This window comes from Bradyrhizobium sp. USDA 4472, from assembly GCF_054058595.1.
The window spans coordinates 1,565,072-1,591,823 of record NZ_JBSSAM010000001.1 but is presented as its reverse complement, the minus strand read 5'-3'; the positions used below and the strand labels follow the sequence as shown (position 1 = coordinate 1,591,823).

General features: G+C 64.5%; 25 protein-coding genes. 15 read left to right on the top strand and 10 right to left on the bottom strand.

The window, feature by feature from the left end:
• Positions 1-48 precede the first annotated feature (48 nt).
• Positions 49-729 carry a helix-turn-helix domain-containing protein gene (locus ACVWZ4_RS07130; protein ID WP_194479640.1) on the top strand — a complete coding sequence of 227 codons (681 nt, stop codon included), beginning with the start codon at positions 49-51 and terminating at the stop codon, positions 727-729.
• A 50-nt stretch (positions 730-779) separates the two neighbouring features.
• Here the strand turns inward: ACVWZ4_RS07130 and ACVWZ4_RS07125 are convergent, their stop codons facing one another.
• From ACVWZ4_RS07125 to ACVWZ4_RS07115, 3 genes are all read right to left on the bottom strand, one after another.
• Positions 780-2,156, bottom strand: coding sequence for a SagB family peptide dehydrogenase (locus ACVWZ4_RS07125; RefSeq protein WP_456742188.1), 1,377 nt, complete (start codon positions 2,154-2,156; stop codon positions 780-782).
• A gap of 92 nt (positions 2,157-2,248) precedes the next feature.
• Entirely contained in the window at positions 2,249-4,495 is a 2,247-nt protein-coding gene (locus tag ACVWZ4_RS07120) for a TOMM precursor leader peptide-binding protein (RefSeq protein WP_456763477.1), read from the bottom strand.
• A gap of 247 nt (positions 4,496-4,742) precedes the next feature.
• On the bottom strand, positions 4,743-5,237 hold the full coding sequence (locus ACVWZ4_RS07115) for a hypothetical protein (protein WP_456739975.1): 495 nt from the start codon (positions 5,235-5,237) through the stop codon (positions 4,743-4,745).
• A 179-nt stretch (positions 5,238-5,416) separates the two neighbouring features.
• Here ACVWZ4_RS07115 and ACVWZ4_RS07110 point away from each other — a divergent pair, with 179 nt between their 5' ends.
• A complete protein-coding gene (locus ACVWZ4_RS07110; RefSeq protein ID WP_456739974.1) occupies positions 5,417-6,289 on the top strand; it encodes a VOC family protein in 873 nt (290 codons plus the stop codon).
• A gap of 66 nt (positions 6,290-6,355) precedes the next feature.
• Here ACVWZ4_RS07110 and pyk read toward each other — a convergent pair whose 3' ends face one another.
• Positions 6,356-7,792 (bottom strand): pyruvate kinase, encoded by a 1,437-nt coding sequence (pyk, locus tag ACVWZ4_RS07105; RefSeq protein WP_456701327.1) that lies wholly within the window; start codon positions 7,790-7,792, stop codon positions 6,356-6,358.
• Positions 7,789-8,385, bottom strand: coding sequence for a DUF1036 domain-containing protein (locus tag ACVWZ4_RS07100; protein WP_456701328.1), 597 nt, complete (start codon positions 8,383-8,385; stop codon positions 7,789-7,791). Before ACVWZ4_RS07100 ends, pyk begins: the two co-directional genes overlap by 4 nt.
• Before the next feature lie 168 nt (positions 8,386-8,553).
• Between ACVWZ4_RS07100 and ACVWZ4_RS07095 the strand changes: the two genes are divergently transcribed.
• The 3 genes from ACVWZ4_RS07095 to ACVWZ4_RS07085 all read left to right on the top strand — a co-directional run bounded on the left by ACVWZ4_RS07095 (position 8,554) and on the right by ACVWZ4_RS07085 (position 9,857).
• Positions 8,554-8,859: a DUF1244 domain-containing protein gene (locus ACVWZ4_RS07095; RefSeq protein ID WP_456739973.1), complete on the top strand. Its 306-nt coding sequence runs from the start codon at positions 8,554-8,556 to the stop codon at positions 8,857-8,859.
• A 196-nt stretch (positions 8,860-9,055) separates the two neighbouring features.
• Complete coding sequence (locus ACVWZ4_RS07090) at positions 9,056-9,328, top strand: DUF2312 domain-containing protein (RefSeq protein WP_014492426.1); 273 nt, start codon at positions 9,056-9,058, stop codon at positions 9,326-9,328.
• Between the two features lie 103 nt (positions 9,329-9,431).
• On the top strand, positions 9,432-9,857 hold the full coding sequence (locus tag ACVWZ4_RS07085) for a DUF1801 domain-containing protein (RefSeq protein WP_456739972.1): 426 nt from the start codon (positions 9,432-9,434) through the stop codon (positions 9,855-9,857).
• A 17-nt stretch (positions 9,858-9,874) separates the two neighbouring features.
• Here ACVWZ4_RS07085 and ACVWZ4_RS07080 read toward each other — a convergent pair whose 3' ends face one another.
• From ACVWZ4_RS07080 to ACVWZ4_RS07070, 3 genes are all read right to left on the bottom strand, one after another.
• Positions 9,875-11,500 carry a DUF882 domain-containing protein gene (locus ACVWZ4_RS07080; protein ID WP_456790066.1) on the bottom strand — a complete coding sequence of 542 codons (1,626 nt, stop codon included), beginning with the start codon at positions 11,498-11,500 and terminating at the stop codon, positions 9,875-9,877.
• 267 nt (positions 11,501-11,767) lie between these two features.
• Positions 11,768-14,002, bottom strand: coding sequence for a L,D-transpeptidase scaffold domain-containing protein (locus ACVWZ4_RS07075; protein WP_456736222.1), 2,235 nt, complete (start codon positions 14,000-14,002; stop codon positions 11,768-11,770).
• Positions 14,003-14,350: 348 nt separating this feature from the next.
• Positions 14,351-15,847 carry a sigma-54-dependent transcriptional regulator gene (locus ACVWZ4_RS07070; protein WP_456701333.1) on the bottom strand — a complete coding sequence of 499 codons (1,497 nt, stop codon included), beginning with the start codon at positions 15,845-15,847 and terminating at the stop codon, positions 14,351-14,353.
• 127 nt (positions 15,848-15,974) lie between these two features.
• On the opposite strand from ACVWZ4_RS07070, the gene ACVWZ4_RS07065 reads away from it, so the two are divergent.
• The 9 genes from ACVWZ4_RS07065 to ACVWZ4_RS07025 all read left to right on the top strand — a co-directional run bounded on the left by ACVWZ4_RS07065 (position 15,975) and on the right by ACVWZ4_RS07025 (position 24,577).
• Positions 15,975-17,870 (top strand): M3 family oligoendopeptidase, encoded by a 1,896-nt coding sequence (locus tag ACVWZ4_RS07065; RefSeq protein WP_456736221.1) that lies wholly within the window; start codon positions 15,975-15,977, stop codon positions 17,868-17,870.
• Positions 17,871-18,077: 207 nt separating this feature from the next.
• Positions 18,078-18,230, top strand: coding sequence for an aa3-type cytochrome c oxidase subunit IV (locus ACVWZ4_RS07060; protein WP_449376860.1), 153 nt, complete (start codon positions 18,078-18,080; stop codon positions 18,228-18,230).
• Positions 18,231-18,372: 142 nt separating this feature from the next.
• Entirely contained in the window at positions 18,373-19,500 is a 1,128-nt protein-coding gene (locus ACVWZ4_RS07055; RefSeq protein ID WP_456739970.1) for a Re/Si-specific NAD(P)(+) transhydrogenase subunit alpha, read from the top strand.
• Between the two features lie 11 nt (positions 19,501-19,511).
• Positions 19,512-19,829 (top strand): proton-translocating transhydrogenase family protein, encoded by a 318-nt coding sequence (locus tag ACVWZ4_RS07050; protein WP_456739969.1) that lies wholly within the window; start codon positions 19,512-19,514, stop codon positions 19,827-19,829.
• A gap of 39 nt (positions 19,830-19,868) precedes the next feature.
• Positions 19,869-21,266: an NAD(P)(+) transhydrogenase (Re/Si-specific) subunit beta gene (locus ACVWZ4_RS07045; protein ID WP_456701337.1), complete on the top strand. Its 1,398-nt coding sequence runs from the start codon at positions 19,869-19,871 to the stop codon at positions 21,264-21,266.
• Positions 21,267-21,287: 21 nt separating this feature from the next.
• The gene (locus tag ACVWZ4_RS07040) at positions 21,288-22,088 is read left to right on the top strand and encodes an alpha/beta hydrolase (RefSeq protein WP_456739968.1); all 801 of its coding nucleotides are present in this window, start codon (positions 21,288-21,290) and stop codon (positions 22,086-22,088) included.
• Positions 22,089-22,148: 60 nt separating this feature from the next.
• The gene (locus ACVWZ4_RS07035) at positions 22,149-23,246 is read left to right on the top strand and encodes a calcium:proton antiporter (protein WP_456701339.1); all 1,098 of its coding nucleotides are present in this window, start codon (positions 22,149-22,151) and stop codon (positions 23,244-23,246) included.
• A 25-nt stretch (positions 23,247-23,271) separates the two neighbouring features.
• Positions 23,272-23,556 carry a cupin domain-containing protein gene (locus ACVWZ4_RS07030; protein WP_456701340.1) on the top strand — a complete coding sequence of 95 codons (285 nt, stop codon included), beginning with the start codon at positions 23,272-23,274 and terminating at the stop codon, positions 23,554-23,556.
• A gap of 91 nt (positions 23,557-23,647) precedes the next feature.
• On the top strand, positions 23,648-24,577 hold the full coding sequence (locus ACVWZ4_RS07025; RefSeq protein ID WP_456701341.1) for a hypothetical protein: 930 nt from the start codon (positions 23,648-23,650) through the stop codon (positions 24,575-24,577).
• Between the two features lie 90 nt (positions 24,578-24,667).
• Here the strand turns inward: ACVWZ4_RS07025 and ACVWZ4_RS07020 are convergent, their stop codons facing one another.
• Both ACVWZ4_RS07020 and rpsU read right to left on the bottom strand, forming a co-directional pair.
• The gene (locus ACVWZ4_RS07020) at positions 24,668-25,321 is read right to left on the bottom strand and encodes a tetratricopeptide repeat protein (protein WP_456701342.1); all 654 of its coding nucleotides are present in this window, start codon (positions 25,319-25,321) and stop codon (positions 24,668-24,670) included.
• Between the two features lie 128 nt (positions 25,322-25,449).
• A complete protein-coding gene (rpsU, locus tag ACVWZ4_RS07015) occupies positions 25,450-25,752 on the bottom strand; it encodes a 30S ribosomal protein S21 (protein ID WP_092227201.1) in 303 nt (100 codons plus the stop codon).
• Between the two features lie 259 nt (positions 25,753-26,011).
• On the opposite strand from rpsU, the gene aqpZ reads away from it, so the two are divergent.
• Positions 26,012-26,734, top strand: a complete 723-nt coding sequence (aqpZ, locus tag ACVWZ4_RS07010; protein ID WP_456701343.1) for an aquaporin Z — start codon at positions 26,012-26,014, stop codon at positions 26,732-26,734.
• Positions 26,735-26,752 lie beyond the last annotated feature (18 nt).

Below are 26,752 nucleotides of genomic sequence, written 5' to 3'. Positions count from 1 at the left end.
AGCGCTCGGCCGCGGCGTGCGGCAGGCGTGTGGGATGGGAAGCGCGCCATGGTTTATAGGCGGACGCATCAAGTGGTTAAGCGCCTTGCGGCTCGGCGCAGCGCCATCCTGGCGGCGGCAAGGGAAGCCGCAGCCGAAGGTGGCATGGCGGCGGTGCAGATCGCGCCGGTAGCTATCAGGGCCAATGTGGCCGCCGGAACCGTCTATCGCTACTTCCCCTCCAAAGCCGAGCTGATCTCGGAACTGATTTCCGAGGTCTCCCGCGACGAGCTGGCGGCGATCCGGCGCGCGGCCGATGCCGCGCCAGGGCCGTCCTCTGCGCTGGCGGCGGCCGTGACCACCGTGGCGGTCCACACGCTCTCGCAGCGCCGGTTGGCCTGGGGAATTCTGGCTGAACCCGTCGATGTGGACGTGAGTGCCTCCAGGCTGGCCAGCCGCCGCGAGATCGCCGGGGAGATCGCCGCCCGGATCGATGCGGCGGTCCGGGCCGGCCATCTGCCCGCCCAGGACACGTCGCTTGCCGCGACCGCTCTGCTCGGCGCCCTGCACGAAGCGCTGGTCGGGCCGCTGGCGCCCGACAATCTCGAGGATCCCGCCAAGATGCGCGACGCGGTCCAGACCGTGACGCTGCTGGCGCTGCGCGCCGTCGGCGTCATGGACGCCCGCGCCAGGGGTCTGGTGGTGCAGCAGACGCTGCTGCCGACGACCAAAGCGCTGGTTGGGGCCTGAAAACGCCGCTGCGATCAGGGCTGTGGGCTGAGCCGATGGATCAAAAGGCTCTAGGTCGGGATTGGCCGCTTCGCGCTCCGTCCAAGCGCGAACTGGCCAACCGGGCTCTCGATGTGGAATTCGAGTCCCGTCATTCTTGCAAACAGTTCAATATTGCTGGTGCCGATGGCGCAGCCACCAAGGCCCATGTCGGCCGCCGCCAGGTAGAACGTCTGGATCATGCAGCCGACATCCTTCAGGATCAGCGAATAGGCGATCGAGCTGTATTTCCAGGAAACCCTGCCGAACCGTGCGGCGATCGTGATCAGGATCTGCGGCGGCGCGGATGCGTCCATGGAAAATTCGGCCGCCGTCACAAGCGCCCGGAGTTGCTCGGCGGAAGCGTCGAGCGCGACGAGCGCGTGGCCTCCCGCGTCGTAGTGGTAAAATCCGCGTGCCAGACCTTCGCAGTTTGAGACCGCCAGATACAACTCCAGCTCATACGCACTGCCTGCGGCCGGATACGGCCTCGAGGTGTACGTGACCTCCGGGATACCCTCGACATCTGCGCCGCTCTTCCATTCCGACAGCACGTGGGCCGTGGTGTCGAGAAACCGCGAGAGCTCGTCGCGCGTGACCGGATGCTGATCGTCGAAATCCCGTACTGAACGGCGCGCGCGTAGCAGTTTCGCGAAGGGCGACGCCAGTTCCGGCGAGGCGAATTTGCCGAGGGCGATCCTCTTGCCTGGCCAGGGCGGACGCACGGCGGGCAGTGGCGGAACAGCCCCCGCATGCGGGTATGTGCCACCGAGCGGATTGGTATGCCGGCCCTCCGTGCTCCGCGTATGGAACACAAGATCGTGGAAATCCCAGAGAGCCAGATCGCGGTCGCCTTCGTTCGCTCGATGGCCGCCTCCGTTTGTCGCATCGAGCTTGATCAGCATCCCGCTGTCGAGCAGCAACCCGAGCAAGTGGACGTTCAGGGAAGCCCATTGCCTGCGAAGCCTGCTGATCTTTTGTGGCTGCGACAGGGTCGCCAGCGTGGCGGCGACGGCGGGATCGCAAATCCGGAACAGCGCGCCAGCGCGCGGCGATTCCAGTACCATTTCGTTGCCGCGCCGTCTCAGATAGGCGAAGCGCGACAACGCGAGGGTGTCGTCGTTCGATAGCTTTGTGGGCTCCGGCCAGTATTCGGCGACCTGTGGCTCGATGACAACCACGTCCTGGGCATTACTGGACGAGAACAGGCGATAGTCTAGCAGCCCGTGACGCGCCAATCGCCGCACAAGAGCATCAACCTGCCTCGTGAGGACACTCTTGCCGGCAAGGGAGGCGAGCGGAAACCCAGTGGCGAGGGGGCCTGCGCGCTCGATCGCGGCGACGCTGAATTGTCCGAGGTTGAGCGAATAATTGCCGGACACCGCGGCAATGCTTCCGTCGGCCTGCATGTGAAGGGAGAAACGGCCGTTCAGCCGGGCGGCGATGATGGGTATGACTTTCCTGGGCGGTTTTTTCCGGGGAATGCGCACGCAAGCAGCCTTCAAGTGTGCGGCAGGAACGGCGTCAGTTCGCTTTCCAGGCGCGGGCGCTCCAGCAGCCCAAGCTTCACCGGCACATCGTAAAGCCGGCCGGGTCCGAAGCGGCGATAGAAATGCCGCAAGCCCGGGACGAGCACTCTCACGACGGGGACCTCGACGTCGGGCCGCGTCTGGTCGAGCACGAGAAAATCGTATCCGGCTCGGACTGCGGTGTCGACGCAGGCATTGACCTGGTCACGCGTATTGTCGTGAAGCTTGATGTCAGGCGCCGGCGGGACGACCGGATTTTCGCTGGGAGTCAGGAAAGGATAATCGTCCAGTCGCAGCGGCGTGACGCCATCCAGGGACGGCTTCTCGCCGCTGCCGCCGCCCATCATGCCAATCGACATGAACTGGGTCAGCTCGGTGAGAGAACGCAGCAGGGCTATGCGGCGATCGAAATGCGAGCCTGAGCCAAACTCGATGTTCTCGTGCCCGTTTTGTATCCAGTGCATGATCGCAACATAGGAAGGAATGCCGAGATCACTGGTGATGTCCAGCACCCACAGCCGGCGCCCCGCGTCGGCAAACTGGCGCTGCAGATCGCGAACGTAGGAATCTTCGAATTGTGTGAGATCGACTTCCGCACGTCGAACGCGGTTGTACCACCAGATCGCGTAGGCGTCGCGTTCGACCAGTTCGAGGAAGCCTTGAACGATGGCCTCCTCGCGGGTATTGCCGGCCGCGCATCCGTTGGAATCCGTGTGGAAGCCGCCATAGAAGAAATACAGCAGGCCGGTCGGAAGATATTTGAAACGCTTGTCGCGCAGCGACCAGACCGGCGACCACTCGGTCTTGGTCGCGGGATCGAACGGTTCGGGAACCGGATGTGAATCGTCCGGCTGAGGGACGTGCCTGTTTTGAAACTGCGTGTTGCTGAAGAACTGGATGTCGTTGGGAAGAAGAGCGTCACCGGTAGCAAAATCGGCAAAGCGGCGCGTCGTCCTGATCTCGTCGCCCTGGAAGATGCCCGAATAGCGCTCGATCGCCTCCATCAGCGCACTGGCCTCGCCCTGCTCGGCCGTGGAGCCCTTGCCGAAGCTGCCGCCGCTCAGGCCGGACCTGAGCTGATCGACGTTCCAGGCCGGCGCAGAGAAATTGTGGTGCGCAAAAAAATTGGTGTTCATCGGTAGATCCGCCTCGATCCGCTCGAGCCGCGACACCACCCCGGTCAGCGGGCTGACGTGTTTGCGAAATCGCGCCACGGTCGCTCGAGACGTCACGGTGCGGTACCCGCCGCTGGTCATGATGAGCTTTCTGCCCTCGGCAAGCTCGATCGGCACCGCTGCACGCCGCGGATTCCGGAGCTTCTTGCTGCCGCATGTCGAGCACTGCGGGCGCTTCGCGACGTAGTGCTTGGCGATGGCAGCCCCGGTCATGTCGAAGCTTGCGAGGTGATCGCTCAGATCAGTACGAAATCCGGAGGCAATTGCCTTCGCGATCTCAACAGCAGCGAAGTGGATCGCGGTCTCGCCGACGGCGTCGCTGACCAGTGGTGATATTGCAAGCGCTCGCGCCGCCCTGCGGTCGAGAAATCCCTTGATCTCGCGATTGCGGATCATGCGATCGTGCAGGCAGGTCCAGCAGGCGCTCTCGCCCGGCTTGAACACCGGCCCCACCAATGGAAAGACGCCGGAGGGCTGGACCAGCACCCAGGGCGTCCCGGCGGTGACGCGCTCCCCGTTCAGTTCGGCGAGTCGCGGTTCGAGGTAGTCGTTCACCAGCGTGACGACGAGCCTGGGGGCCCGCTTGGCGATGTGAACCCCGAGCTTGCCCAATGCCGCGCTCAGTTCACGCGCGCCTTTGACATCGATCGATTCGACGCGCACAGGCCAATTTCGCAGGTGCTCTTCGGCGACCTCCGGAGGCAGGCCGAGGCTCGCCCAATAACCATCAACGGCGCCTGCGTAGGCGTGCGGTGCTCCGCTGATGACGTAGCGGCGCTCGAGCAGCCGCCGGATCGCTTCCTCGATCTCGGGGACGGAAAAACTCTTCGAGAGCTGGCGGACGATCTCCGGCGCAGTCGTGCCGTTCCTCCCGATTACGTTCGCCACGGCGCAATAGAGATCACCGTGCAGGAAGAACTTGCGGTTCTCAGAATAGAGACAGACCACATTGGGGGGCAGCAGGTAGGCCGTGAAGTTTGGCGCGAAACGCAGAACGTTCTTGCGGGTCGGCTTGGCGGTGCGGCTCTTTCGCTTGACAGTCATCGGGGTCGCACGCTGATCCTGTTTGCGTCTTCTGCGATCGTTGGTGTACGACGAACGCCTTGCCGGCCCGACTTGTGTCGAGCACTACCGGATTGCTCGATATGAGTTGGAACACACTCGTTCGCCGTCGGCAAGCCGAGCAGGGAGGCGAAGCGAACGCGGAGGCCGGGACAGCAAATTGGCCGGGTCGCGTGCGAGCCCGGCCAACGCAATTGCGCGATGTCGATGTCGAGTCAGATGCTCAAGCCTAGCACCAGCGGCAACGGCCCCACGAGGCGCAGCACCCCGTGCAGGCTACTGGCAACGGGACGCCGATCCAGCCAACACCGCAGCCGCCACAGCCGCCGCAACCGACGCCGCAGCGACAGGCTCGGCAACCTGCACAGCCTCGGCAGCCGCCACACCCTCTGCAGCCTCCGCAGCCGCGACAACCACCGCATCCGCGCGCAAGCAGCACGCCGCTGACGGTTTTTTCGTCAAAGGCAAGATGGAAGGTCGCGAGATTGACGTCGGCGAGTTCTTCCTCGCTGAGCGCACTGAACTGGCCGGGCGTAAAATTCAATCGTTGTTGCGGCTCGTCCGCCGGCACCGCGGATGCCATCGCGCTTCCGGCCATCGAAAAAGTCAGTCCGGCGAATCCGAGCGCCGGTACTGCGGCTTTGGTCATTCGCTTGTTTTTCGAAGCTTGCTTCGTTCGTTGCATGGCCGCATCCTCCATGATCCGAAGAACGATCTTCTGCAATGATCGTACGCCGAGCAATCAGAGCGGGCAAGATTGACGTGAACACGAAACGGAATGGGGCTCGTTCAGATTGCATTCATCTTCATGAATGGCATTGCTGCAAATTCCTGTCGATGCCAGTGGGCAGTGACGCATGATGCAGTGCGCAAGCGTCCGTCCCTCCGAACGGGAACACTAGCGTGGTCGATCAACTCGGATGCTTCGTTTGGTATGAGCTCCTGACGACGGATATGCGGTCGGCATCTGCTTTTTACGCCGGCGTGGTCGGCTGGGCGGAGAAAGATGCCTCGAGCCCTGAACTGGCCTACACGCTGCTGACTGCAGGCGGCACTCCGACCGTGGGCCTCATGGATCTCCCCGAAGAAGGGGTGCGCATGGGAGCAACGCCGAGATGGCTCGGCTACGTCGCGGTCGACGACATGGATGCGCGTGTCGCACAAATCCGCCGGCTCGGGGGCGCGATTCTGGTCTCGGCGACCGACAGCAATATCGGCCGTATCGCGGTGGTCGCCGATCCGCAAGGAGCGACGTTCGCGCTGGTCACCGGGCTGACATATCGCCAATCGCAACATAGCGCGTTGGAACAGCCCGGGCGCGTAGGCTGGCACGAGTTGCTGGCCGAAGATCGAAGCAAGGTCTTCCCGTTTTACCGCAAGCTTCTCGGCTGGCAGCAGGCCTCCGCTGAAGCGGACCCGGCAAGCGTGTACGAATTGTTTTCGGTGGCCGGGGAGACGATCGGCGGCATGCTCACCAAGCTGCCGAGCGTACCGCAGGCGTGTTGGCTTCATTATTTCAATGTCGAGGACATCGGCGCGGCGGCCCGGCGGGTCCATGATGGCGGAGGCCGGGTACTTCAGCATCCCATCGCGTTGCCCGATGGCGGCTGGATCGTGCGATGCGTCGACCCCCAAGGCGCCCTGTTCGCGCTGCAAGGCGGGTGGGATCGCGGGGGCGTCGAGGGATCATCCTCCCCCTTGGAAGTCAGCTGGTCCGCCGAATGGGGCGGCATTGCTTCACAGGGCCGGATGGTGATCCACAAGCCGAAGCGCTAGGTCGCACCGGCGGGCTACGGTGCATGGGGTTGTTTTCGCATTTTGATCGGCAGGGTGCCGGCCGCCTCAAATATTGGCGTCGCCCTCGGGGCCGACGGAAGCGATACGCACCATGTTGGTGGTGCCGGGAATGCCGAGGGGCACGCCGGCGACGATGATCACGCGCTGGCCGGCGCGGACGAAGCCGTCGCGGAAGGCGATCTGGCCGGCGCGGCTCACCATGTCGTCCTGATCGCGCGCATCCTCGGCCACCACGCAATGCACGCCCCAGACGACGGCGAGCCGGCGGCCGGCGGTGATGTTCGGCGTGATCGCCACGACCGGCGGCTTCGGCCGCTCGCGCGCCACGCGCGTCGCGGTCGAGCCGGAGCTGGTCCAGCAGATCAGGGCCGGCAGGTCGAGTGTCTCGGCGATCTGCCGCGCGGCGTCGGCGATGGCGTCGCCCGCCGTTGATTCCGGCGCGGGGCGCTGGGCGGTGATCACGGACCGGTAAGTCGGGTCGCGCTCGACCTCCTCGCCGATGCGGTTCATGGTCGAGACCGCCTCGACCGGGAATTTGCCGGCCGCCGATTCCGCCGACAGCATGATGGCGTCGGCGCCCTCATAGACGGCGGTGGCGACGTCGGAGACTTCGGCGCGGGTCGGCACCGGCGCCTGGATCATCGATTCCAGCATCTGGGTTGCGACCACCACCGGCTTGCCGGCGCGGCGCGCCATGCGCGTCATCTGCTTCTGCAGGCTCGGCACGCGCTCCAGCGGCAGCTCGACGCCGAGGTCGCCGCGCGCCACCATCAGCGCGTCGGAGGCCTCGATGATGTCGGCAAGGCGGTCGATTGCCTGCGGCTTCTCGATCTTGGCCATCACCGCGGCGCGGCCGCGGATCATCTTCTTGGCCTCCAGCACGTCGTCGGCGCGCTGCACGAAGGACAGCGCGATCCAGTCGACGCCGGTAGCCAACGCGGCCTCGAGGTCGGCACGGTCCTTCGGGGTCATCGCCGAGACCGGCAGGTCGGTATCCGGAAGGCTGACGCCCTTGCGGTCACTCATCTTGCCGCCGACCACAACGCGGGTCACCGCGTGCTCCTTCGTGGTCTCCTCGGCGATCAGGCGCACCTTGCCGTCGTCGAGCAGCAGCGCGTGGCCGGGCCGCAGCGCAGCCAGGATCTCCGGGTGGGGAAGATTGACGCGCGTGGCGTCGCCCGGTGTCTTGTCGGAATCGAGCGTGAAGGTCTGCCCGTTCTGGAGCTGGACCGCGCCTTCAGCAAATGCACCGAGCCGGAGCTTCGGGCCCTGGAGGTCGACGAGGATGCCGATCGGGCGGCCGTAGCTGCTCTCGACATTGCGGATCGTCGCCACCAGCTCCCGCATCTTGTCATGCGGGGTGTGGCTCATATTGATGCGGAACACGTCGGCGCCGGCCTCGAACAGGCGGCGGATCATTGCGAGATCCGAAGAGGCAGGTCCGAGGGTTGCGAGAATCTTGATACGACGAAGACGCCTCATGGCTTATTCCCAGACGGTGGCGAGGGGGCTGGCGGGAGCCCAGGTGCGGCGGGGGGCGTACCACCGGGCGGACTATTGGGCAAACCGGGCACGCCGCCACCAGGGCCGACAGGGCCGGGCATGCCGGGTACGCGGGGTTGCGCAGGCTGCTCGTTGGCGTCGGTGAGTTGAACCGTCCAGGCCCGCTGCTCGCCCGTATCGACCTCGAAAAAGCCGGTCCGGTCGTAGCCGCGCGCCAGGCAGTCCTCGGTGCCGCGGATGGTGAATTCCTTGTCGCGCGAGCACATGAAGGCCTGCCCCGACCATTCGCCGCCGCGGTCATAGTCGATCCCGTAGATGTAGTAGTACCGGGCGACGAGCGTCCCCCTGAGCAGGGTCTCGCACGCGCGGGACGAGATGTTCCACCAGCCCTCGGTGGTCCAGCCCTCGGCGTCCTTGTAGCCGAGCGCGATACCGACCCGGCTTGAGGTGTTGTTGCAGAGCCGGAAGTCGGCCGAAGCCGGGCTGGTCCAGAAGCACAGCAAGGCAACGACCAGCACCGGGACCAACCGGGCGAGCAGGCGAAGGAGGGGGCGAGGAGATTCGGCGATCATTGTCGCGGAACGTATACCAGATGATTGACGATTTGGCGTAGGGGCAGGGCAACTGCCCTACGATGGCTCAGCCGGCCGTTTGCGCCGCGATATGGCAAAATCTGTGACAGGACCCTACCTGATCCCGTAAGGGTAACCATCATCGAGGGCAAGCCGCGAGGTCCAGCCATGGCAATCGACGACAAAACCAGAACTGAGCTCGAGGCGGCCGCTTTCCGTCGCCTTGTGGACCATCTCAAGACGCGAACCGACGTCCAGAACATCGATCTGATGAATCTGGCCGGCTTCTGCCGCAACTGCCTGTCCAACTGGTTCAAGGACGCCGCCGACGCACGAGGCGTCGTGCTGAGCAAGGACGAGAGCCGGGAAGCCGTCTACGGCATGCCCTACGAGACCTGGAAGTCGAAGTACCAGGGCACGGCAACGCCCGGGCAGCTTGAGGCGATGAAGAAGGTCCATCCCCACAATCATTGAGGGACTGTCCGAGAAGCGGCTTGAGTCGCACCACACAACAGCTTTCTCTGCGCCCCCGCAGGAAGGTGTGGGCGCGCTGTGGACGAGCGCGATGCTTGCTTGAACGTGACAGGTCCGAACCCTAAGGGTCTAGCCAGCACGCGCGGTGAGGATGCCGGCGTCACCTCGTTTTGCCAGTTCCATTGGGAGTACCAAGATGGCCACCTCCGCCGCCGTCCGCGACGATGAGCCCGCGACGAAATTTGCCAAGGACCAGCTCAAATCCATCATCGAGCGCATCGAGCGGCTGGAGGAAGAGAAGAAGGCCATCTCCGACGACATCCGCGACGTCTATGCCGAGAGCAAGGGCAACGGCTACGACGTCAAGGCATTGCGCACGATCGTGCGTATGCGCAAGCAGGATCCTAACGAACGCGCCGAGGCCGAGACCATTCTCGAGACCTATATGCAGGCGCTGGGGATGCTCTGAGGCGTTTTGCGCCTCACTCACTGCTGCCGTAGCCCCGGGAAGCGACAGCATTGTCCCTGTTGCAACAGGGCTTGTTGCACTTCGTTTGTGAACGGAGACGCCAGTGACTGCGCCGCCGCTACCGCGAGAGGTCAACCGTGCCTTCGACGCCTTTCCGGCGCCGATCAGCAAGCGGCTGCTTCAGGTGCGCGACTTGATCTTTGCGACCGCGGCGAAGCATGACGAAGTCGGCCAACTCACCGAAACGCTGAAATGGGGCGAGCCGGCTTACCTGACCGATGAGTCCGGCAGCGGCTCGACGATCCGGCTCGGCCGCCTGAAGGATTCCGAGCACGCCGCCATTTTCTTCAATTGCAGGACGACGCTGGTCGACACATTTCGCGAGCGCTTTCCCGGTCAGTTCGAATTTCGGCAGACGAGGGCACTGTTGCTGCCCGTTGCGGGCAAGTTGCCGAAGCAGGAGCTATCGATCTGCCTGTCGCTGGCGCTGACCTATCATTTGGATCGGCGGGCCAGGAAGGTGCGGTAGGTGATCCGCCTCACGCCTCAGCGCAGCGAGGCGGTGCGCATCATGAACGAAGTCGTCGGGAGCTTGGTGGTGGCGCTACCGGAGAAACTGTCGCACGACAGGCCCTGCATGGGATCGTCGGTAAAGCCCATCGCGATGACAGCTTGCGGCTTGACGAAATAGGCGCGCATCGCCGCCATATCGAGCTCACCCATCAGCGTCACCGACATCGCGCGGCTGGCGCTGGGCGACAGCATCACGATCTTGAGCCAGATGCTCTCGCCCTTGGCTGCGGAGAGCCGGGTTGCGGTGGCGATCATGCCGTCGGTGCTCTTGCCGACGACGCTATTGATCTCGGTGGCCGGCGCGGCGTTGCGGGCTAAGGACAGGGGTCGTGCGCCGCGCGGGATCGGCGCCGAGGCGGCGACGACGCGAGCGCGGTCGACTGGCGAGGCGGAAGCCGGTGCAAACGCCAACGCCTCGTATGCGGCATTGGAGACGCTTGCGGTGGCCTGCGGATCAGTGGCGGCGGCAAGCGCCTGGCGCGCCTTCAGGGCTGCGATCTGCGCTGGCGTCGCCTGCTGCGGCGCGGGCGGGGTATCCCAGAAGCCGCGGGCGTTGATGATGTCGGCAGGGGACTCGAACTTGCCTGCCGGCATGTCAGCCACCGGCTCGGGCTTCGGCTTGGGCGGAGCGGCGAGTTGGGCGTCCGCCGAGGCGAGCTGGATCGCGGCGGCGATGTGCGGCTTGGCCCGGGGCGTCGGCACCGGATCGGCCGGCTTCGTGGCGGCTGCGACGCCGGTCGGTGCTGCCGGCTTCTCGGTGATTGCGGGCGCGCCCTCGTCGTCCTCGTCAGCGCTGGCCGCCGGGGCCTGTTTTCCCCTGAAGAGGGCGGCGAAGAAGCTCGGCTTGCCGATGGTCGCAGCGCCATCGTCGCCGCCGCGGCGCTCGATGTCCGCCTTGGCGAGCTCATAGCCCTTCAACGGGGTGCCGTCGCTCGGGATATGGACCGTGCGTCCGTCCGGGAAGACGCGGACGAGCTGGTCATGCGTCATCCGCGGCCAGTGCCTGACGTTGCCGGTATCGAGATGCACGAAGGGCGAGCCTGATGTCGGGTAGAAGCCGACGCCGCCGCGCTGGAGGCGCAGGCCGGCGAAGCGGATCTGCTCCAGCGGCACGCCGGGAATGTAGAAGTCCATCGCATGGCCCAGCATGTGCTGGCTGAAGCGCGCCACGCCGGTATGGGCGGAACGGCGGCGGAGCATCGCGTTGGTCGCGGGGGAGCGATAGGAGGAGATGATCTGGATCGGCTGCTTGCCGTCGACGTCGCGATAGACTTCCCAGAGAATGTCGAACAGGTGACGGTCCATGACCGTCTCGTCCTGGGTGCGCCAGTCGCGCAGGAAGTGGTTGAGCGTCTTCAGCGCGGCTTCATCGTAGCGGCCATCGCGCTTGAAGGTGACCGTGAGGTCTTCGCCGGAATGGGTGTGGTGGAAGGAGAGCGTCTTGGTTTCGTTCAACGCGGCAGCGTTGTGAACCGAACCGGCAGCCGCGAGCAGCAGCAGCGAGGCGAGGCCGATCCGAGATCCGACCTTCACTCCCGCATGGGACAACGACAACGCAGCGAATTGGCGTGCGAAACCAGCCAGCACGTATGAGCCCACCCAGTCGACGAGCGTTCAAAATGAACTCTCCCGCCAACCCCGTTAGCGCGCGAAAGAGGATGAACGCTTTGTTAAAGCGAGAAGGTTAATCCGAGGTTGACCTTCCCGCCCCCAAACCAAGCCAGACCACAATCCTAAGCGGCTGAGTGTGGCGAAAAAACGCCCGCTGCCCGAACACGGATGACGAATGGTTAAAGTTAAGCGACCCCATCCATGGGACGGGGTCGCTGATTTCATTGAAGAATCTCAGGAGGAGCGGGCCTGGCCTCAGCGGGTGAACACCCGCCGGCGGCCGATTGGAGCCGGCGGCTGGGCCGGGGCGCCACCGCCGAACAGGCGCTCGAAGAAGTTCAGCCCGGACGAGCCGCCATTGTTGGCGACCGCCACGCCCGATGGCAGCGTCGTCGCCGGGCGCGAATAGCTCGGCTGCGAGTGCGCAACGACGCTCTCGAGATCCTTGCCGCGGCTGTTCTTCAGGATGTTGATCATGGTAGCGTCGCGGCCGTAGACGTCCTTGCGGAATTGCAGCTTGCCGCCGTCGTCCACGAACGCGGTCTGGTAGGTGATGTTGACCGGGATCGGCGTCGGGAATTTCAGATCGATCTCACCCGAACCGTACATGCCGCGCACGCGTTCCGGCGTGTAGTGCTCGTTCGGCATGGCGATGTTGAGCAGCACCGATGCGTACTGATCCGGATATTGCACGCGCATGCAGCCATGGCTGAAGGCGCGCTCGTCCTTGGCGAACAAATACTTGTCCGGCGTGTCGTGCTGATAGACCAGGAACTTGTTCGGGAAGTTGAAGCGGATGCGGCCGAGCGCGTTGGCCTCGCCGGGCGGCTGCGAGATGTGCACCGAGCCGTCGCGGTTCTGCTCCAGCTTCAGGCCCATGCGCTGAAGCACGGTCGGGTCCTGCTGGAGCGCCGGCAGATATTCGCCATAGACGATCGATGGCGGCACGTTCCAGGTCGGGTTGACCGTGATGTACTTCATCGTCTCGGTCAGCAGCGGTGTGGCGTGCTGACCGGGCTTGCCGGTGACGACGCGGGTGGTCCAGACCTGCTGGCCGCGCTGCATCACCTTCAGCGTATAGTCGGGAATGTTGAGGATGACATAGGCATCGCCCAACGAGGGGGCGCCGAGGTCGCGCGGCAGCCAGCGCCAGCGCTCCATGTTCACCACCACGGTGTCGATCTGCTTGTCCCGCTTCGGGCTGTTCATCGCCCTGACAGTCTGGGCGTCGAGCACGCCGGTCGCCTTGATCTCGGCGCCGTCCTGGAATTTGCGCACGGCCTCGGCGACCGTTACGTCGTAATGGTCGTCGCTGGCGTTCTCGGAGATGCCGAGCTTGGCGCGGAGCTGCGGCACGCGCGGATCCTGCACGACGATCTCAGCCTGCTTCTTGCCCCTGGCAGGCGTGTATTTCAGCGCGGGACCCTCGGCAATCTCGATCGCCGGACCGTCGCCCTGGCCGCGGAGCTGTGCGAGCTTTGCCTTCAGCTCCTTGTAGAGCTTCTGCGGCGGGTTGTAGCTGTCGAGCGCGGCTGAGGCGTCGGCTGCGGTCGTGACCTTGGCGAGCACCTCGTTAGGGTCGACCGGGTGCTCGGGATACTGGATGTCGGCGCTGACCTGGGACCAGTGCATGCGGCCGCTCTGCGCCTGCCGTGCATAGTCGAACATGCTGGCAGTGAGCTTCAGCTCGGCGTCGGCGAGCGCATCGGGCGTCGTGGCGGCGGCGAAGTCGGGCACCGGATAATCGGCGGGATTGAGACCGTCGGACGCGGCATCCTTCAGCCGAGCGATCACGCCCTTGGCAGCAGTCGTCAGGCTGCCGGCTTGGGTCCAGACCGGCGCGTAGTCACGGGCGCCGTAAAACTTCTCGATCGCGGCGCGCTCATTCTTGCGCTCGAAATGGCGCGAGGTCTTGGCGTTGATCAGGTCCTTGAGCTTCTCGGCGACCGGCTGGTCGGCGGCGGGCACGTTGCTCGCGGCCTTCACCGGCTCTGCGGCCGGCGTTGCTGCTGCGGCTGCAGGTGCGGCGGGAGCAGCCGCCGGGGCTGCGGCGGCGTCGGCCTTCGCAGCTTCAGATTCGGCCGGTTCGGATTTGGCGGCTTCGGATTTGGCGGGCTCGGTCTTCGCAGGCTCGGTGGTGGCCGTCTCGCTCTTCGGCGCGTCGGCTGCGGGCGTCGTGGCGACGTCGGACGGCTTGGTCTCGACCTTCTCCGCAGCCGGAGCTACCCCGGCCTTCGCCGGCTCAGTTGCGGCTTCCTTCGGCGTGTCCTGGATGGTGGCGGTGGTGTCGGGCTTGATGTCGGAGGCGGTGGGGGGCGGGACGTTTGCAGGCTCGGGGCGCGGGATCGCGGCTTCGATCGCAAGCTCGGCGGCGCTGCTGCGCGCCTGATCCTGCGCCAGCGCCGAGCCGGCCGATACCGTGAGGAAGGTCGCTGCGACCGTCATCAAGACACGGTCAAAGCCCGCACGGTGGTTCAAACAGTCACGCATTGTGTGGCACCCCTCGGGTGAACTGTCCCCCGTGGAACAGCTTTCGTTATCGCCTAATTGAGATTCGGCTCGATCGCGCCGGCCTCTCGAAAGTCGAACGCCTGCACGCAACCGATTCCTACGCAGACGATATACAGGCCCCGTTTTCGCAGCTAGCGCTACCCGGGAAACTCACGACAAACTGACCTCAACACAGCCCCTTTTGCAACGGATTGTGCGGCTTTACCGCGCGCTTTTCCCGGTGTCTGTCACTTCCAAGTCACGGTTTCGGCCGGAGCCGAATTTTGCCGTAATTCAACGGCTTGCGTGTGCATCGTCGGGCCGCGCGAGGCTCTGTTCGGATGAGGTTCAGTGCGTCTCCTCGCCGCTTTTGCCGCCATGGCCGGGAACCCCGGCTTCGTCGAGTTTGCGGTACAGGGTGGACCTGCCAATTTTGAGGCGGCGGGCGACCTCGGACATCTGTCCGCGATAATGCGAGATCGCAAAGCGGATGATCTCGTTCTCCATGTCCTCGAGCGGCCGGACATCGCCAGTGGAGGTCAACATCGAGAGCGAGCCCGCCATGGGAAGCGGTACGATCGGTATTTCGCCACCGGACACGACGGTGGGGGCAGCGATCGGGTCGATCATCAGCGGCGCGGTCGGAATCTCCGTTTCGGAATGCGGATGCGACGCCAGCAGCGGGAAATCGTCCAGACCGAGCTGGTCGCCTTCGCTCATCACCACCGCGCGGTAAACAGCATTCTCGAGCTGGCGGATATTGCCTGGCCAGTCGAGCTGGGCGAGATGCGCGACGGCCTCGCCAGTGACGCCGGAGATCGGACGGTTTTCCTCCGCAGCGAAGCGCGCCAGGAAATGCCTGAGAAGATGCGGGATGTCCTCGCGCCGGGCCTTCAGTGAGGGGATGGTCAACGGCAGCACGTGCAGGCGATAGAAAAGATCTTCGCGGAAGTGGCCCTGCTTGACCCGTTCCAGCAGCTTGCGATTGGTCGCGGAGATGATGCGGACGTCGACCTTCACGGGCTTGCGACCGCCCACGGCCTCCACTGCGCCCTCCTGGAGCGCGCGGAGCAGCTTCACCTGCGCGGTCAGTGGCAGCTCGCTGACTTCGTCCAGAAACAGCGTGCCGCCATGGGCCTCGACGAACTTGCCCGCATGCCGCTCGGTCGCGCCGGTGAAGGCGCCTTTCTCGTGGCCGAACAGAATGGACTCGACGAGATTGTCGGGAATCGCGCCGCAATTGACCGCGACGAAGGGCTTTGCCTTGCGCTCGCCGCTGCCATGGATGGCGCGCGCGAACATCTCCTTGCCGACGCCGGACTCGCCTTCGATCAGCACGGGAATTGATGAATTGGCGGCCTTCTGCGCCGCGCGCATCACGCCCGTCATCGCTTCGGAGCGCGTGATGATGTCGGCGAAAGTCAGCCGGCCCTCGCGGCTGTGACGAATGCGCTGCAATTCGCCCTTGAGCGCGGAGGCGTTGAGCGCGTTGCGCAAGGAGACCTGAAGCCGCTCCACGCCGACCGGCTTGACCACGAAATCGGCCGCGCCGGCGCGCATGGCCGAGATCACATTGTCGATGCCGCCATGAGCGGTCTGCACGATCACAGGCACGCTCAGGCCTGCTTCGCGGATTTTCGTCAGCACGCCCATGCCGTCGAGGCCGGGCATCACGAGGTCCAGGATCACGGCGTCGATGGCAGGTGCGTCGGGGGCGGTCAGGGCTGATATTGCAGCGTCGCCGGACTCGACGACGATCGTCTCATAGCCGCATTTCTGCACCATGTTCTCGACCAGGCGGCGTGCCACGGCGTCGTCATCGGCAATCAAAATACTGGCAGCCATGGTGCTCCCCGCACGCTACTAATATCTGTCTCGAATCGGGTCACTCTGGCCGAAGCCGCTTAACGCACTCTTAAACCTTGATGCCCCCGCCCGCCGCAGCGATTGTTGAACACAGGTTTCCCACACAATGACTTCGCGCTCCAAGAACGCTCTCGCAAAGAACGCCCTTCGCAAGCCCGCCGCCAAGAAGTCCCCCGTCACGAGATCCGTCGCCAAGGCAAAGCCCTCCGCGAAGCCTGCAAGCAAGACAGGCAAGCTTCCGGAGTGGAACCTCGCCGATCTCTATTCCGGGATCGATGCGCCGGAAGTGGCGCGCGATCTCGAAACGATGGCTGCCGATTGCGTCGCGTTCGAGACGGACTACAAGGGCAAGCTCGCAACAGGCACAGCAAACGAAGATGGCGGAAAATGGCTCGCGGAAGCCGTGCGACGCTTCGAGGCGATCGACGATCTCGCCGGCCGTCTCGGCTCCTACGCCGGTCTCGTTCATGCCGGCGACAGCGTGGACCCTGCGATTTCAAAGTTTTACGGCGACGTTTCCGAGCGGCTGACCGCGGCGTCGACGCATTTGTTGTTTTTCGCGCTCGAGCTCAATCGCATCGATGACGATATTTTGAACCGTGCCATGCAGGCGCCGGAGCTTGCGCATTACCGTCCGTGGATCGAGGATCTGCGCAAGGAGAAGCCTTACCAGCTCGACGACAAGCTCGAGCAGCTGTTCCTGGAGAAGGCGCAGACCGGCTACTCCGCCTTCAACCGGCTGTTCGACCAGACAATCTCCGGCCTGCGCTTCAAGGTCGGCGGAAAAGAACTCGCGATCGAACCGACGCTCAATTTCCTGCAGGACCGTGACGGCGCCAAGCGCAAGGCGGCGGCGGAAGCACTGGCGAAAACCTTCAAGGCCAATGAGCGCACCTTTGCGCTGATCACCAACACGCTCGCCAAGGACAAGGATATCTCCGACAGCTGGCGCGGCTTCAAGGATGTCGCGGATTCCCGCCATCTGAACAACCGCGTCGAGCGCGAGGTGGTGGATGCGCTGGTCGCGTCGGTGCGCGCGGCCTATCCCAAACTGTCGCATCGTTATTACGCGCTGAAGGCGCGGTGGTTCGGCAAGAAACGGCTCGCCTATTGGGACCGCAACGCGCCACTGCCCTTCGCTGCGACTGACGTCATCGGCTGGCCCGATGCGCGCAACATGGTGCTGTCGGCCTATCGCGGCTTCTCGCCTGAAATGGCCGACATCGCCGAGCGTTTCTTCACAGATCGCTGGATCGATGCGCCCGTGCGCCCGGGCAAGGCCCCGGGGGCGTTCTCGCATCCGACCACGCCGTCAGCGCACCCCTATGTGCTCATGAACTACCAGGGTAAGCCGCGCGACGTGATGACGCTCGCGCATGAGCTCGGTCACGGCGTGCACCAGGTGCTGGCCGCGAAGAACGGTGCGCTGATGGCGCCGACGCCGCTGACACTGGCTGAGACCGCAAGCGTGTTCGGCGAGATGCTGACCTTCCGGCGGCTGCTGGCGCAGACCAAGAGCGCCAAGCAGCGCCAGGCGCTGCTCGCCGGCAAGGTCGAGGACATGATCAATACCGTGGTGCGACAAATCGCGTTCTATTCGTTCGAGCGTGCGGTCCACACCGAGCGCAAGAACGGCGAGCTCACGGCGACGCGACTCGGGGAGCTCTGGCTGTCGGTGCAGGGCGAAAGCCTGGGACCGGCGATCGAGATCAAGGCAGGCTACGAGAACTACTGGATGTACATCCCGCACTTCATCCACTCGCCGTTCTACGTCTACGCCTATGCCTTCGGCGACTGCCTCGTGAACTCGCTCTATGCCGTCTACGAGAAAGCGGCCGAGGGCTTCGCCGAGCGCTATCTCGACATGCTCGCCGCCGGCGGCACCAAGCATTATTCCGAGCTGCTGCGGCCGTTCGGCCTCGACGCCAAAGACCCCAAGTTCTGGGATGGCGGGCTCAGCGTCATCGCCGGCATGATCGATGAGCTGGAGGCGATGGGCTGAAGACCGCTTGTGCCCGAATTTACAGCAGGGCGGCGCCGGGTATCCGATGAACCGCGGTTCAGTAGACGCAATTGGGCGCTTTGGATCCGCGATAATCGGAATTCCAAATGAGCCTATTTGCTGGAAAACCGCGCCTCCGTGCCGTTGCCCTGCCCGAAGCTTTAAGGTATCCCAGCCGAGGAATTCGACTTTCGACTGGGGACATCCATGGCAGATCATAGCGAAGTTGCATACAGCACCGCCGACGGCAACGACTACGTTGCCCACGAGCAGACCTACGAGGGCTTCATCAAGCTGGTGAAGTATGGCACGGCGACGGTCGCGCTGATCGTGATCCTGATGGCGATCTTCCTGACCTAAATCGACCTCGGCAGCTGCCCGCGCTTGCGGCGGCAGCTGCTCACAAAATCTGCAAACAAGCCGGTGGCAAAGCCGGTATGCAACGCTGCGGGAGTAACGCTACTTTTTTGCGCATGCGCTGTCCCGCGCCGCCGGAGGACCTATGAAGATCGCCGTTGCCAAGGAAATCGATCCGTCAGAGCCGCGGGTCGCGGCTTCGCCTGATACGGTGAAGAAGTTTAAGGCGTTGGGCGCCGAGATCGCCATCGAGCCGGGCGCCGGCATCAAGTCGGGCCTCCCCGATTCCGAATTCACCGCGGTGGGCGCCACCGTCAGCGCCGATGCGCTGAAGGACGCCGACATCATCATCAAGGTGAAGCGTCCCGAGGCTTCCGAGCTGTCGCAGTACAAGCGCGGTGCACTGGTCATCGCCATCATGGATCCCTACGGCAACGAGGCCGCGCTGAAGGCGATGGCCGATGCCGGAATCTCCGCCTTCGCGATGGAATTGATGCCGCGCATCACGCGCGCGCAGGTGATGGACGTGCTGTCCTCGCAGGCGAACCTCGCCGGCTACCGCGCCGTGATCGAGGGCGCCGAAGCCTTCGGCCGCGCCTTCCCGATGATGATGACCGCAGCCGGCACGGTGCCCGCTGCGAAGGTGTTCGTGATGGGCGTCGGCGTCGCCGGCCTCCAGGCGATCGCGACCGCGCGCCGCCTCGGCGCCGTCGTCACTGCAACCGACGTGCGGCCGGCGACCAAGGAACAGGTGGAATCGCTCGGTGCGAAGTTCCTCGCCGTCGAGGACGAGGAGTTCAAGAACGCACAGACCGCCGGCGGCTACGCCAAGGAAATGTCCAAAGAGTATCAGGCCAAGCAGGCCGCGCTCACCGCCGAGCACATCAAGAAGCAGGACATCGTCATCACCACGGCGCTGATCCCGGGACGGCCCGCGCCGAAGCTCGTGTCGGGCGAGATGGTCAGGTCGATGAAGCCGGGCTCGGTGCTGGTCGATCTCGCCGTCGAGCGCGGCGGCAATGTCGAGGGCGCCAGGGCCGGCGAGGTCGTCGAGACGGATGGTATCAAGATCGTCGGCTATACCAACGTCGCCGGCCGCGTCGCAGCCTCGGCCTCCAGCCTCTATGCACGCAATCTGTTCTCCTTCATCGAGACCATGTTCGACAAGAAGGAGAAGAGGCTCGCCGTGAACTGGGACGACGAGCTCGTCAAGGCGACCGCGCTGACAAAGGACGGCGCCGTCATCCACCCGAACTTCCAGCCGAAGGTTTAAGGAGAGCTGTCATGGAACATGCTGCGCAGGTCGTCGACCCCTTCATCTTCCGGCTGTCGATTTTCGTCCTCGCCGTCTTCGTCGGTTATTTCGTGGTGTGGTCGGTGACCCCGGCGCTGCATACGCCGCTGATGAGCGTGACCAACGCGATCTCGTCGGTGATCGTGGTCGGCGCGCTGCTCGCGGTCGGCGTCGCAAGCGCCTCGAGCGGTTCGGGCTGGGCGCGCGGCTTCGGCTTCGTCGCGCTGATCTTCGCCTGCGTGAACATCTTTGGCGGCTTCCTTGTCACCCAGCGCATGCTGGCGATGTACAAGAAGAAGTCGAAGTAAGCGGCCACCTCGGGCTGATGGGATCAATGGGGACCTGAGATGAGCGCTAACCTCTCTGCATTTTTGTATCTCGTGGCGGGGGTGCTGTTCATCCTGTCGCTGCGCGGACTTTCGAGCCCGGCTTCGTCGCGCCAGGGCAATCTGTTCGGCATGATCGGTATGGCGATCGCGGTCGCCACGACGCTGGCAAACCATCCGCCGGCGGATGGTGTGGCCTGGCTGCTCGTGATCGTCGCCATCGCGATCGGTGGCGGCATCGGTGCGGTGATCGCCCGCCGCGTGCCGATGACGTCGATGCCGGAACTGGTCGCCGCGTTCCACTCGCTGGTCGGCATGGCCGCGGTGCTGGTTGCCGCCGGTGCGTTCTACGCGCCTGAGGCCTTCGACATCGGGACTTCCGGCAACATCCATTCGCAAAGCCTGGTCGAAATGTCGCTCGGCGTCGCCATCGGCGCGCTGACCTTCACCGGCTCGGTGATCGCGTTCCTGAAGCTGTCCGCGCGCATGAGCGGCGCGCCGATCATTCTGCCCGCCCGTCACGTCGTCAACATCGCGATTGCCGTGGCGCTGGTGTTCTTCATCGTCCGCCTGGTCATCACTGGCGGCGCGCTCGACTTCTGGCTGATCGTCATCCTGGCGCTGGCGCTCGGTGTGCTGATGATCATCCCGATCGGCGGCGCCGACATGCCGGTCGTGATCTCGATGCTGAACTCCTACTCCGGCTGGGCTGCGGCCGGCATCGGTTTCACGCTGGGCAATTCGGCGCTGATCATCACCGGCGCGCTGGTCGGCTCCTCCGGCGCGATCCTGTCCTACATCATGTGCCACGCGATGAACCGGTCCTTCATCTCGGTCATCCTCGGCGGCTTCGGGGGCGAAACCGCGGCGGCCGCCGGCGGGACGGGTGAACAGAAGCCGGCCAAGCTCGGCTCGGCTGACGACGCAGCCTTCATCATGAAGAACGCTTCCAAGGTCATCATCGTGCCCGGCTACGGCATGGCGGTGGCGCAGGCCCAGCACGCGCTGCGCGAAATGGCCGACATGCTGAAGAAGGAAGGCGTCGAGGTGAAATACGCCATTCATCCGGTCGCAGGCCGCATGCCCGGCCACATGAACGTGCTGCTCGCCGAGGCCAATGTGCCCTACGACGAGGTGTTCGAGCTCGAGGACATCAACTCCGAATTCGCGCAAGCCGACATCGCCTTCGTGATCGGTGCCAACGACGTCACCAACCCCGCGGCCGAAGAGGACAAGACCTCCCCGATCTACGGCATGCCGGTGCTGCAGGTCTGGAAGGCAGGCACGGTGATGTTCATCAAGCGGTCATTGGCGTCCGGTTATGCCGGTATCGACAATCCGCTGTTCTACCGCGACAACACCATGATGCTGCTCGGCGACGCCAAGAAGGTCACCGAGAACATCGTCAAGGCGATGTAACGCCGGGAAGCCGGCGCAGCGATGACAGTCCTGAAATGGATCGCCATCATCGTTGTCGCCGGCTATCTCGCGGGTCTCATGCTGCTTTTCGTCAAGCAGCGCACAATGCTGTTTCCGATTCCGACTGCCGAGCGCACCGCGCCGGCTTCCGCGGGGTTTCCGGAAGCGGAGGAGCACGTTCTCACCACGTCCGACGGCGCGAAGGTCATCGTCTGGCACGTGCCGCCAAAGCCCGGCCATGCCGTGGTGCTGTTCTTCCACGGCAATGGCGATTTTCTCGCGGGGCGCGTGAGCCGCTTCAGGGGTATCACGGCCGACGGCACCGGCCTCGTCGCGCTATCCTACCGCGGCTATGCAGGCTCGACCGGCGCGCCGAGCGAGCAGGGCCTGTTGCAGGACGCCGCAGCCGCCTACGCCTTCGCAACGCAACGCTACGATGCGGCGCGTGTCGTAGCCTGGGGATTCTCGCTCGGGACCGGTGTTGCGGTCGCCATCGCCTCCGGGCATCCGGTCGGGAAATTGATTCTGGAGGCGCCTTACACGTCGACGGTCGACGTTGCGGCCTCGCTCTTTCGTTTCGTTCCGATTCGCCTGCTGATGCGCGACCAGTTCCACTCCGACGAACGGATCGGGGGCGTCACTGTGCCGCTGTTGATCATGCACGGCACGAACGATCAGGCGATTCCCATCACGTTCGGCGAGCGGCTATTTGAGCTCGCACACGAGCCGAAGAAGCTGGTGAGGTTTCCCGGCGGCGGACACGAAAATCTGGATGATTTCGGAGCGTTGGAGACCGCGCGGCAATTCATCGACGGTTCCTGAGTGCTGACGTGCGCGATCTTCTCGCGCATAATCGCTCTGCCCAACGAAGGAATCGCCTGCATGAGTGCACACGGACCGATGCCGCGGTCGTCCTGGATCTTCCCCGCTTTGGCGGTGCTGCTGTTCCTGATCGTCACCGTGACCGGCTACGGCTTCACCCTGTCCGCCGGCGGCGGCCTGTTCGCGATCGTTCTGCTGGTCATCCTGTTCGGCACCGTCTTCGCGGCCGTGCATCATTCCGAGGTGATCGCGGAACGGATCGGCGAGCCCTTCGGCACGCTGCTGCTCACGCTCGCGGTGACCATCATCGAGGTCGCGCTGATCACCACGATCATGCTCGGCGACAAGCCGGCGCCGGAGCTTGCGCGCGACACCGTGTTCGCGGTGGTGATGATCGTCTGCAACGGCCTCGTCGGCCTTTGCGTCTTCATCGGCGGGCTGCGCTACCGCGAGCAGGGTTTTCAGCTCTCCGGCGCCAACGTCTATCTCAGCGTGCTGATTGCGCTCGCGACGCTGACGCTGATCATGCCCAACTACACGCTGACGACGCCGGGGCCGATCTACTCGACACTTCAACTCGGCTTCGTCGACCTCGTGACCATCGTGCTCTACGGCGTGTTCCTCTACACCCAGACCGTCCTGCACAAGGACTATTTCGTCCATGAGGGGGCGGAGGGCGAGAGCGGGAAGGCCCACCTGTCGGGCACGATGCTGGCACTCAGCATCGCGCTGCTCCTGATCTCGCTCCTGGCCGTCGTGCTGCTCGCCAAGAAGTTCTCGCTCGTGGTGGACGCCGTCGCCGACCGAATCGGCGCCCCGCCGGCCTTTGCAGGCCTCCTGGTCGCGCTCCTGATCCTGATGCCGGAAGGCGTCTCGGCGATCACCGCGGCCCGCAAGAACGATCTTCAGAAAAGCATCAACCTCGCGCTCGGGTCCTCGCTGGCCACCATCGGCCTCACCATCCCGGCAGTCGGGCTCGCCACCTACGTGATCGACCAGCCGCTGGTGCTGGGGCTTAATCCCCAGAACACGGCGCTGCTGTTCCTGACATTCTTGCTGAGCATGCTGACCTTCGGCACGGGCAGGACCAATGTCCTGTTCGGACTGGTACACATGGTGGTATTTGCTGTCTACGCGTTCATGGTATTCGTGCCCTGAACCGATTCCGCGAAAGACACTCCGGATGCTTGCCGCCAGGTCCGAGATTCAGGTCGACAATGACGAGGTCCGGGTGACGGAATGGCGGCTCGCCCCGGGCAGTGCCACCGGGCATCACACCCATGGGATGGACTACGTGATCGTTCCCGTCACACCGGGCGAAATGACCATCGTTGCTCCGGGCGGGGAGCGTTCCAAGGCGCGGCTCGCGGCGGGAAAATCCTATTTCCGCAAGGCCGGCGTCCAACATGACGTACTTAACGAAACCTCAACCGAGATCGTGTTCCTTGAGATTGAGTTGAAGGCGTAAGACACGCGTCACCTTTGCCATCGATCCGTCGCAGTTGATCCCTTACAATGCCCCAAAGTTCCCGCATCAGGTCGCGGGGAGTGGCCGAGAAATGCTGAAATACCTCGCTAAAATTTCGATGGATATTTTCCCCTCGGTGCTCGCGACGATCATCGGGGCCTACATCGTTAACCACTACATCAACGCGAGGCCGGCAGCGGATGCACCGGCCGCCGTGTTGGCGCCTGCCGAAGCCGCCAAGAACGGCAAGCCGGCCGATGTCGCCAACCTGCCGGCCCCCGGCGTCAAGGCCAAGGGCGTCTCCGAGAAGAGCGTTTCCGAGAAGAGCGTTTCCGAGAAGGGCGCGCCTGTCGAAACCAAGGCTGCCGAGACCGGCGCCGGCGAGGCCAATTCGCACGGCCACGCCCCAGCGCATGAGAAGGCAGTTGCCAAATCGTCCCCGGCCTCCCCGGCAGCGCCCGGCGCTGCGCCCGTGGTTGAGGCCAATTCGTCGCCGGCTGCTCCGGCTGTGGGCCCCGACGCCAACGACCTGGCGCGGGCCGCCATCGAGCGCCTGCGCAAGTCCCCTGAGGGCAAGGCAGCTGAGAAGGCTGCCGAGGCCAAATCTGCCGAAATCAAGCCTGTCGAGGCCAAACCGGTTGAGAGGGCGCCCGAGCCTTCGGTGCAGGAAGCCTCCCGCGTGCCCGAGGCTCCCCGTGTCGTAACAACGGTGCCGTCGACGGTGCGCCCATTGCCGCCGCCGATCAATGTGTCGACGCCGTCCCCGGAAGCCTATGGCAATGGCGGCGCGTCGCAGGCGTATCCCCCCTACACGGCCTCCGTCGGCAATGATGATCCGAATCGGCTGACACCGCCGGCCGATATTCCGGTGCCGGTGATCGCACCGCCGCTCGACCTGCGCGCTGATGCGGGCGCAACCATGCCTGCGCCACGGCCCAAAACCAATGTCGCCGACGAGATGCTGTCAGGCATGAAGTCGATGTTCCACGCAGTTCTGCCGAAGAGCGCCGCTCCCGACTAAATCGGCGTCTCCGCCCTCCCAAAGCGTTTTCGCGCGACGCGGCCCCCGTTCGCGTTCAGAAAATCCGTCAGCCAAGGCTGAGAGAGACCGTTAGCCGCCGACGCGGGCCAGGCCGCTGCGGGCGGCGTCATCGCGTGGGCGCAACGCGACGGCCTTGTTGTAGGATGCCGCGGCCTTGGCCTTGTCGCCCAGCCGTTCATAGGCCTGGCCCCGAATCGTCCAGATCTGGGCGTTGTGCGGATCGGCTTCGGAGGCCTCGTCGAGGTCGGCCGCCGCCTCCTTGACCTTGCCGATGGCGAGATAGCTGACGGCGCGGCCGAGCAGCGGTTCGGCCTTCTGCGGATTGAGCCCGCTGGCTGCGCCGAAATCGGCGATCGCGAAGTCGTGCTCGTTATTGGCCTGGTAGAGCAGCGCGCGGCCGTAGAGCGCCTGCGCGTTGTAGGGATCGAGTGCGACGGCGCGATTGAACTCGTCCAGCGCGGCCTGCGTCTCGCCCGACTTGGCCAAGCCTTGCGCTTTTGCCGTGTGGGTCTGGGCCTCGGCGACGTTGCCCGGACTGACCGCGCTGCTATCCGGGGTCGCCGCCGCATGGGGCGCTTCCTGCGGCTTGTCCTTCTCCGGCATCAGCGATCCGAGATCGAAGGAGCAGCCGCACAGTGCGATCCCCAGCAAGGTCAGCGCGAGCGGTTGGCGCCAGATTTGGCGTAGCCGCGCCAAGCCGGGCTCGGGGAAAGGGGAGGCCATCTACGGTTCGCTCGCGCTGGTGCCGCATCTGTAGTGCCCCGTCCCAGAAAAGGCACTGCTTTACAAACTAATGACGCGGGCCTGGGCCCGCGTCATTGAAAACTCAGTCCTTCACACTATCGGCAAGATCAGCGGGGTCCGCGCGGGCCTGCACCTGCGCCGGGGCCGCCGCGGCCGCCACGATCACCACCAGGGCCAGCGCCGAACACCGGCTTCGGCTTCATCGGCAGCAGGCCTTCGCGCTGCAGCTTCTTGCGGGCCAGCTTGCGCGCGCGGCGCACGGCTTCGGCCTTTTCGCGGGCCTTCTTCTCGGAGGGCTTCTCGTAGTGACCGCGGAGCTTCATCTCGCGGAAAATGCCCTCGCGCTGCATCTTCTTCTTCAGCGCCTTGAGGGCTTGGTCGACATTGTTATCGCGAACGAGAACCTGCACGCGGCATCCTCTTCAGTGGATCGGATTTGAATTCTGGTAAGTCAAAGGGGATGGCAAAAAGCGCAAGCCCTTAACCTTGAGGGCGCGGATGTATCAGACAAAACCTGGGATGTCCACCTGCCAAGCGGTATTTCGGGCCAAGTTCAGCCACTAAATGCGGCGAAAATGCTCCCGTGTGGCCCCGATTGGGGAGAATCGGCGGTAAGAACGGCCGCTGCGGACATTGTTCCAGCGTCTTTGAAATCAGGGGAGACATCTCATGGACATGAAGAAATACGCGGCCGAGGCCATCGGCACGTTCTGGCTCACATTTGCAGGCTGTGGCAGCGCCGTGATCGCGGCCGGCTTTCCGCAGGTCGGCATCGGCCTGGTCGGTGTGTCGCTGGCCTTCGGCTTGAGCGTTGTCACCATGGCCTATGCTATCGGCCATATCTCGGGCTGCCACCTCAACCCGGCCGTCACGGTTGGCCTCGCCGCGGGCGGTCGCTTTCCGGCAGGCCAGATCCTGCCGTACGTGATCGCGCAGGTCTGCGGCGCGATCGTCGCGGCAGAACTGCTCTACGTGATCGCCAGCGGTGCGCCCGGCTTCGACCTCGCCAAGGGCTTTGCCTCCAACGGCTATGCTGCGCATTCGCCCGGCCAGTACAGCTTGGTGGCCTGCTTCGTCACCGAGGTGGTGATGACCATGATGTTCCTGTTCGTCATCATGGGGGCGACCCACGGCCGTGCGCCGGCGGGTTTTGCCCCGCTCGCGATCGGGCTCGCGCTGGTCATGATCCATCTCGTCTCCATCCCCGTCACCAACACTTCGGTGAACCCGGCACGTAGCACGGGTCCTGCGCTGTTCGTCGGCGGCTGGGCGCTGTCGCAGCTTTGGCTGTTCTGGGTCGCACCGTTGATCGGCGGCGCGCTGGGCGGGGTGATCTATCGCTGGCTCAGTGAGGAGCCCGCCGGTGTCGTCGCCGGCGTGAAGACGGCGTAGCGCGTTTTCGAGCGAAGT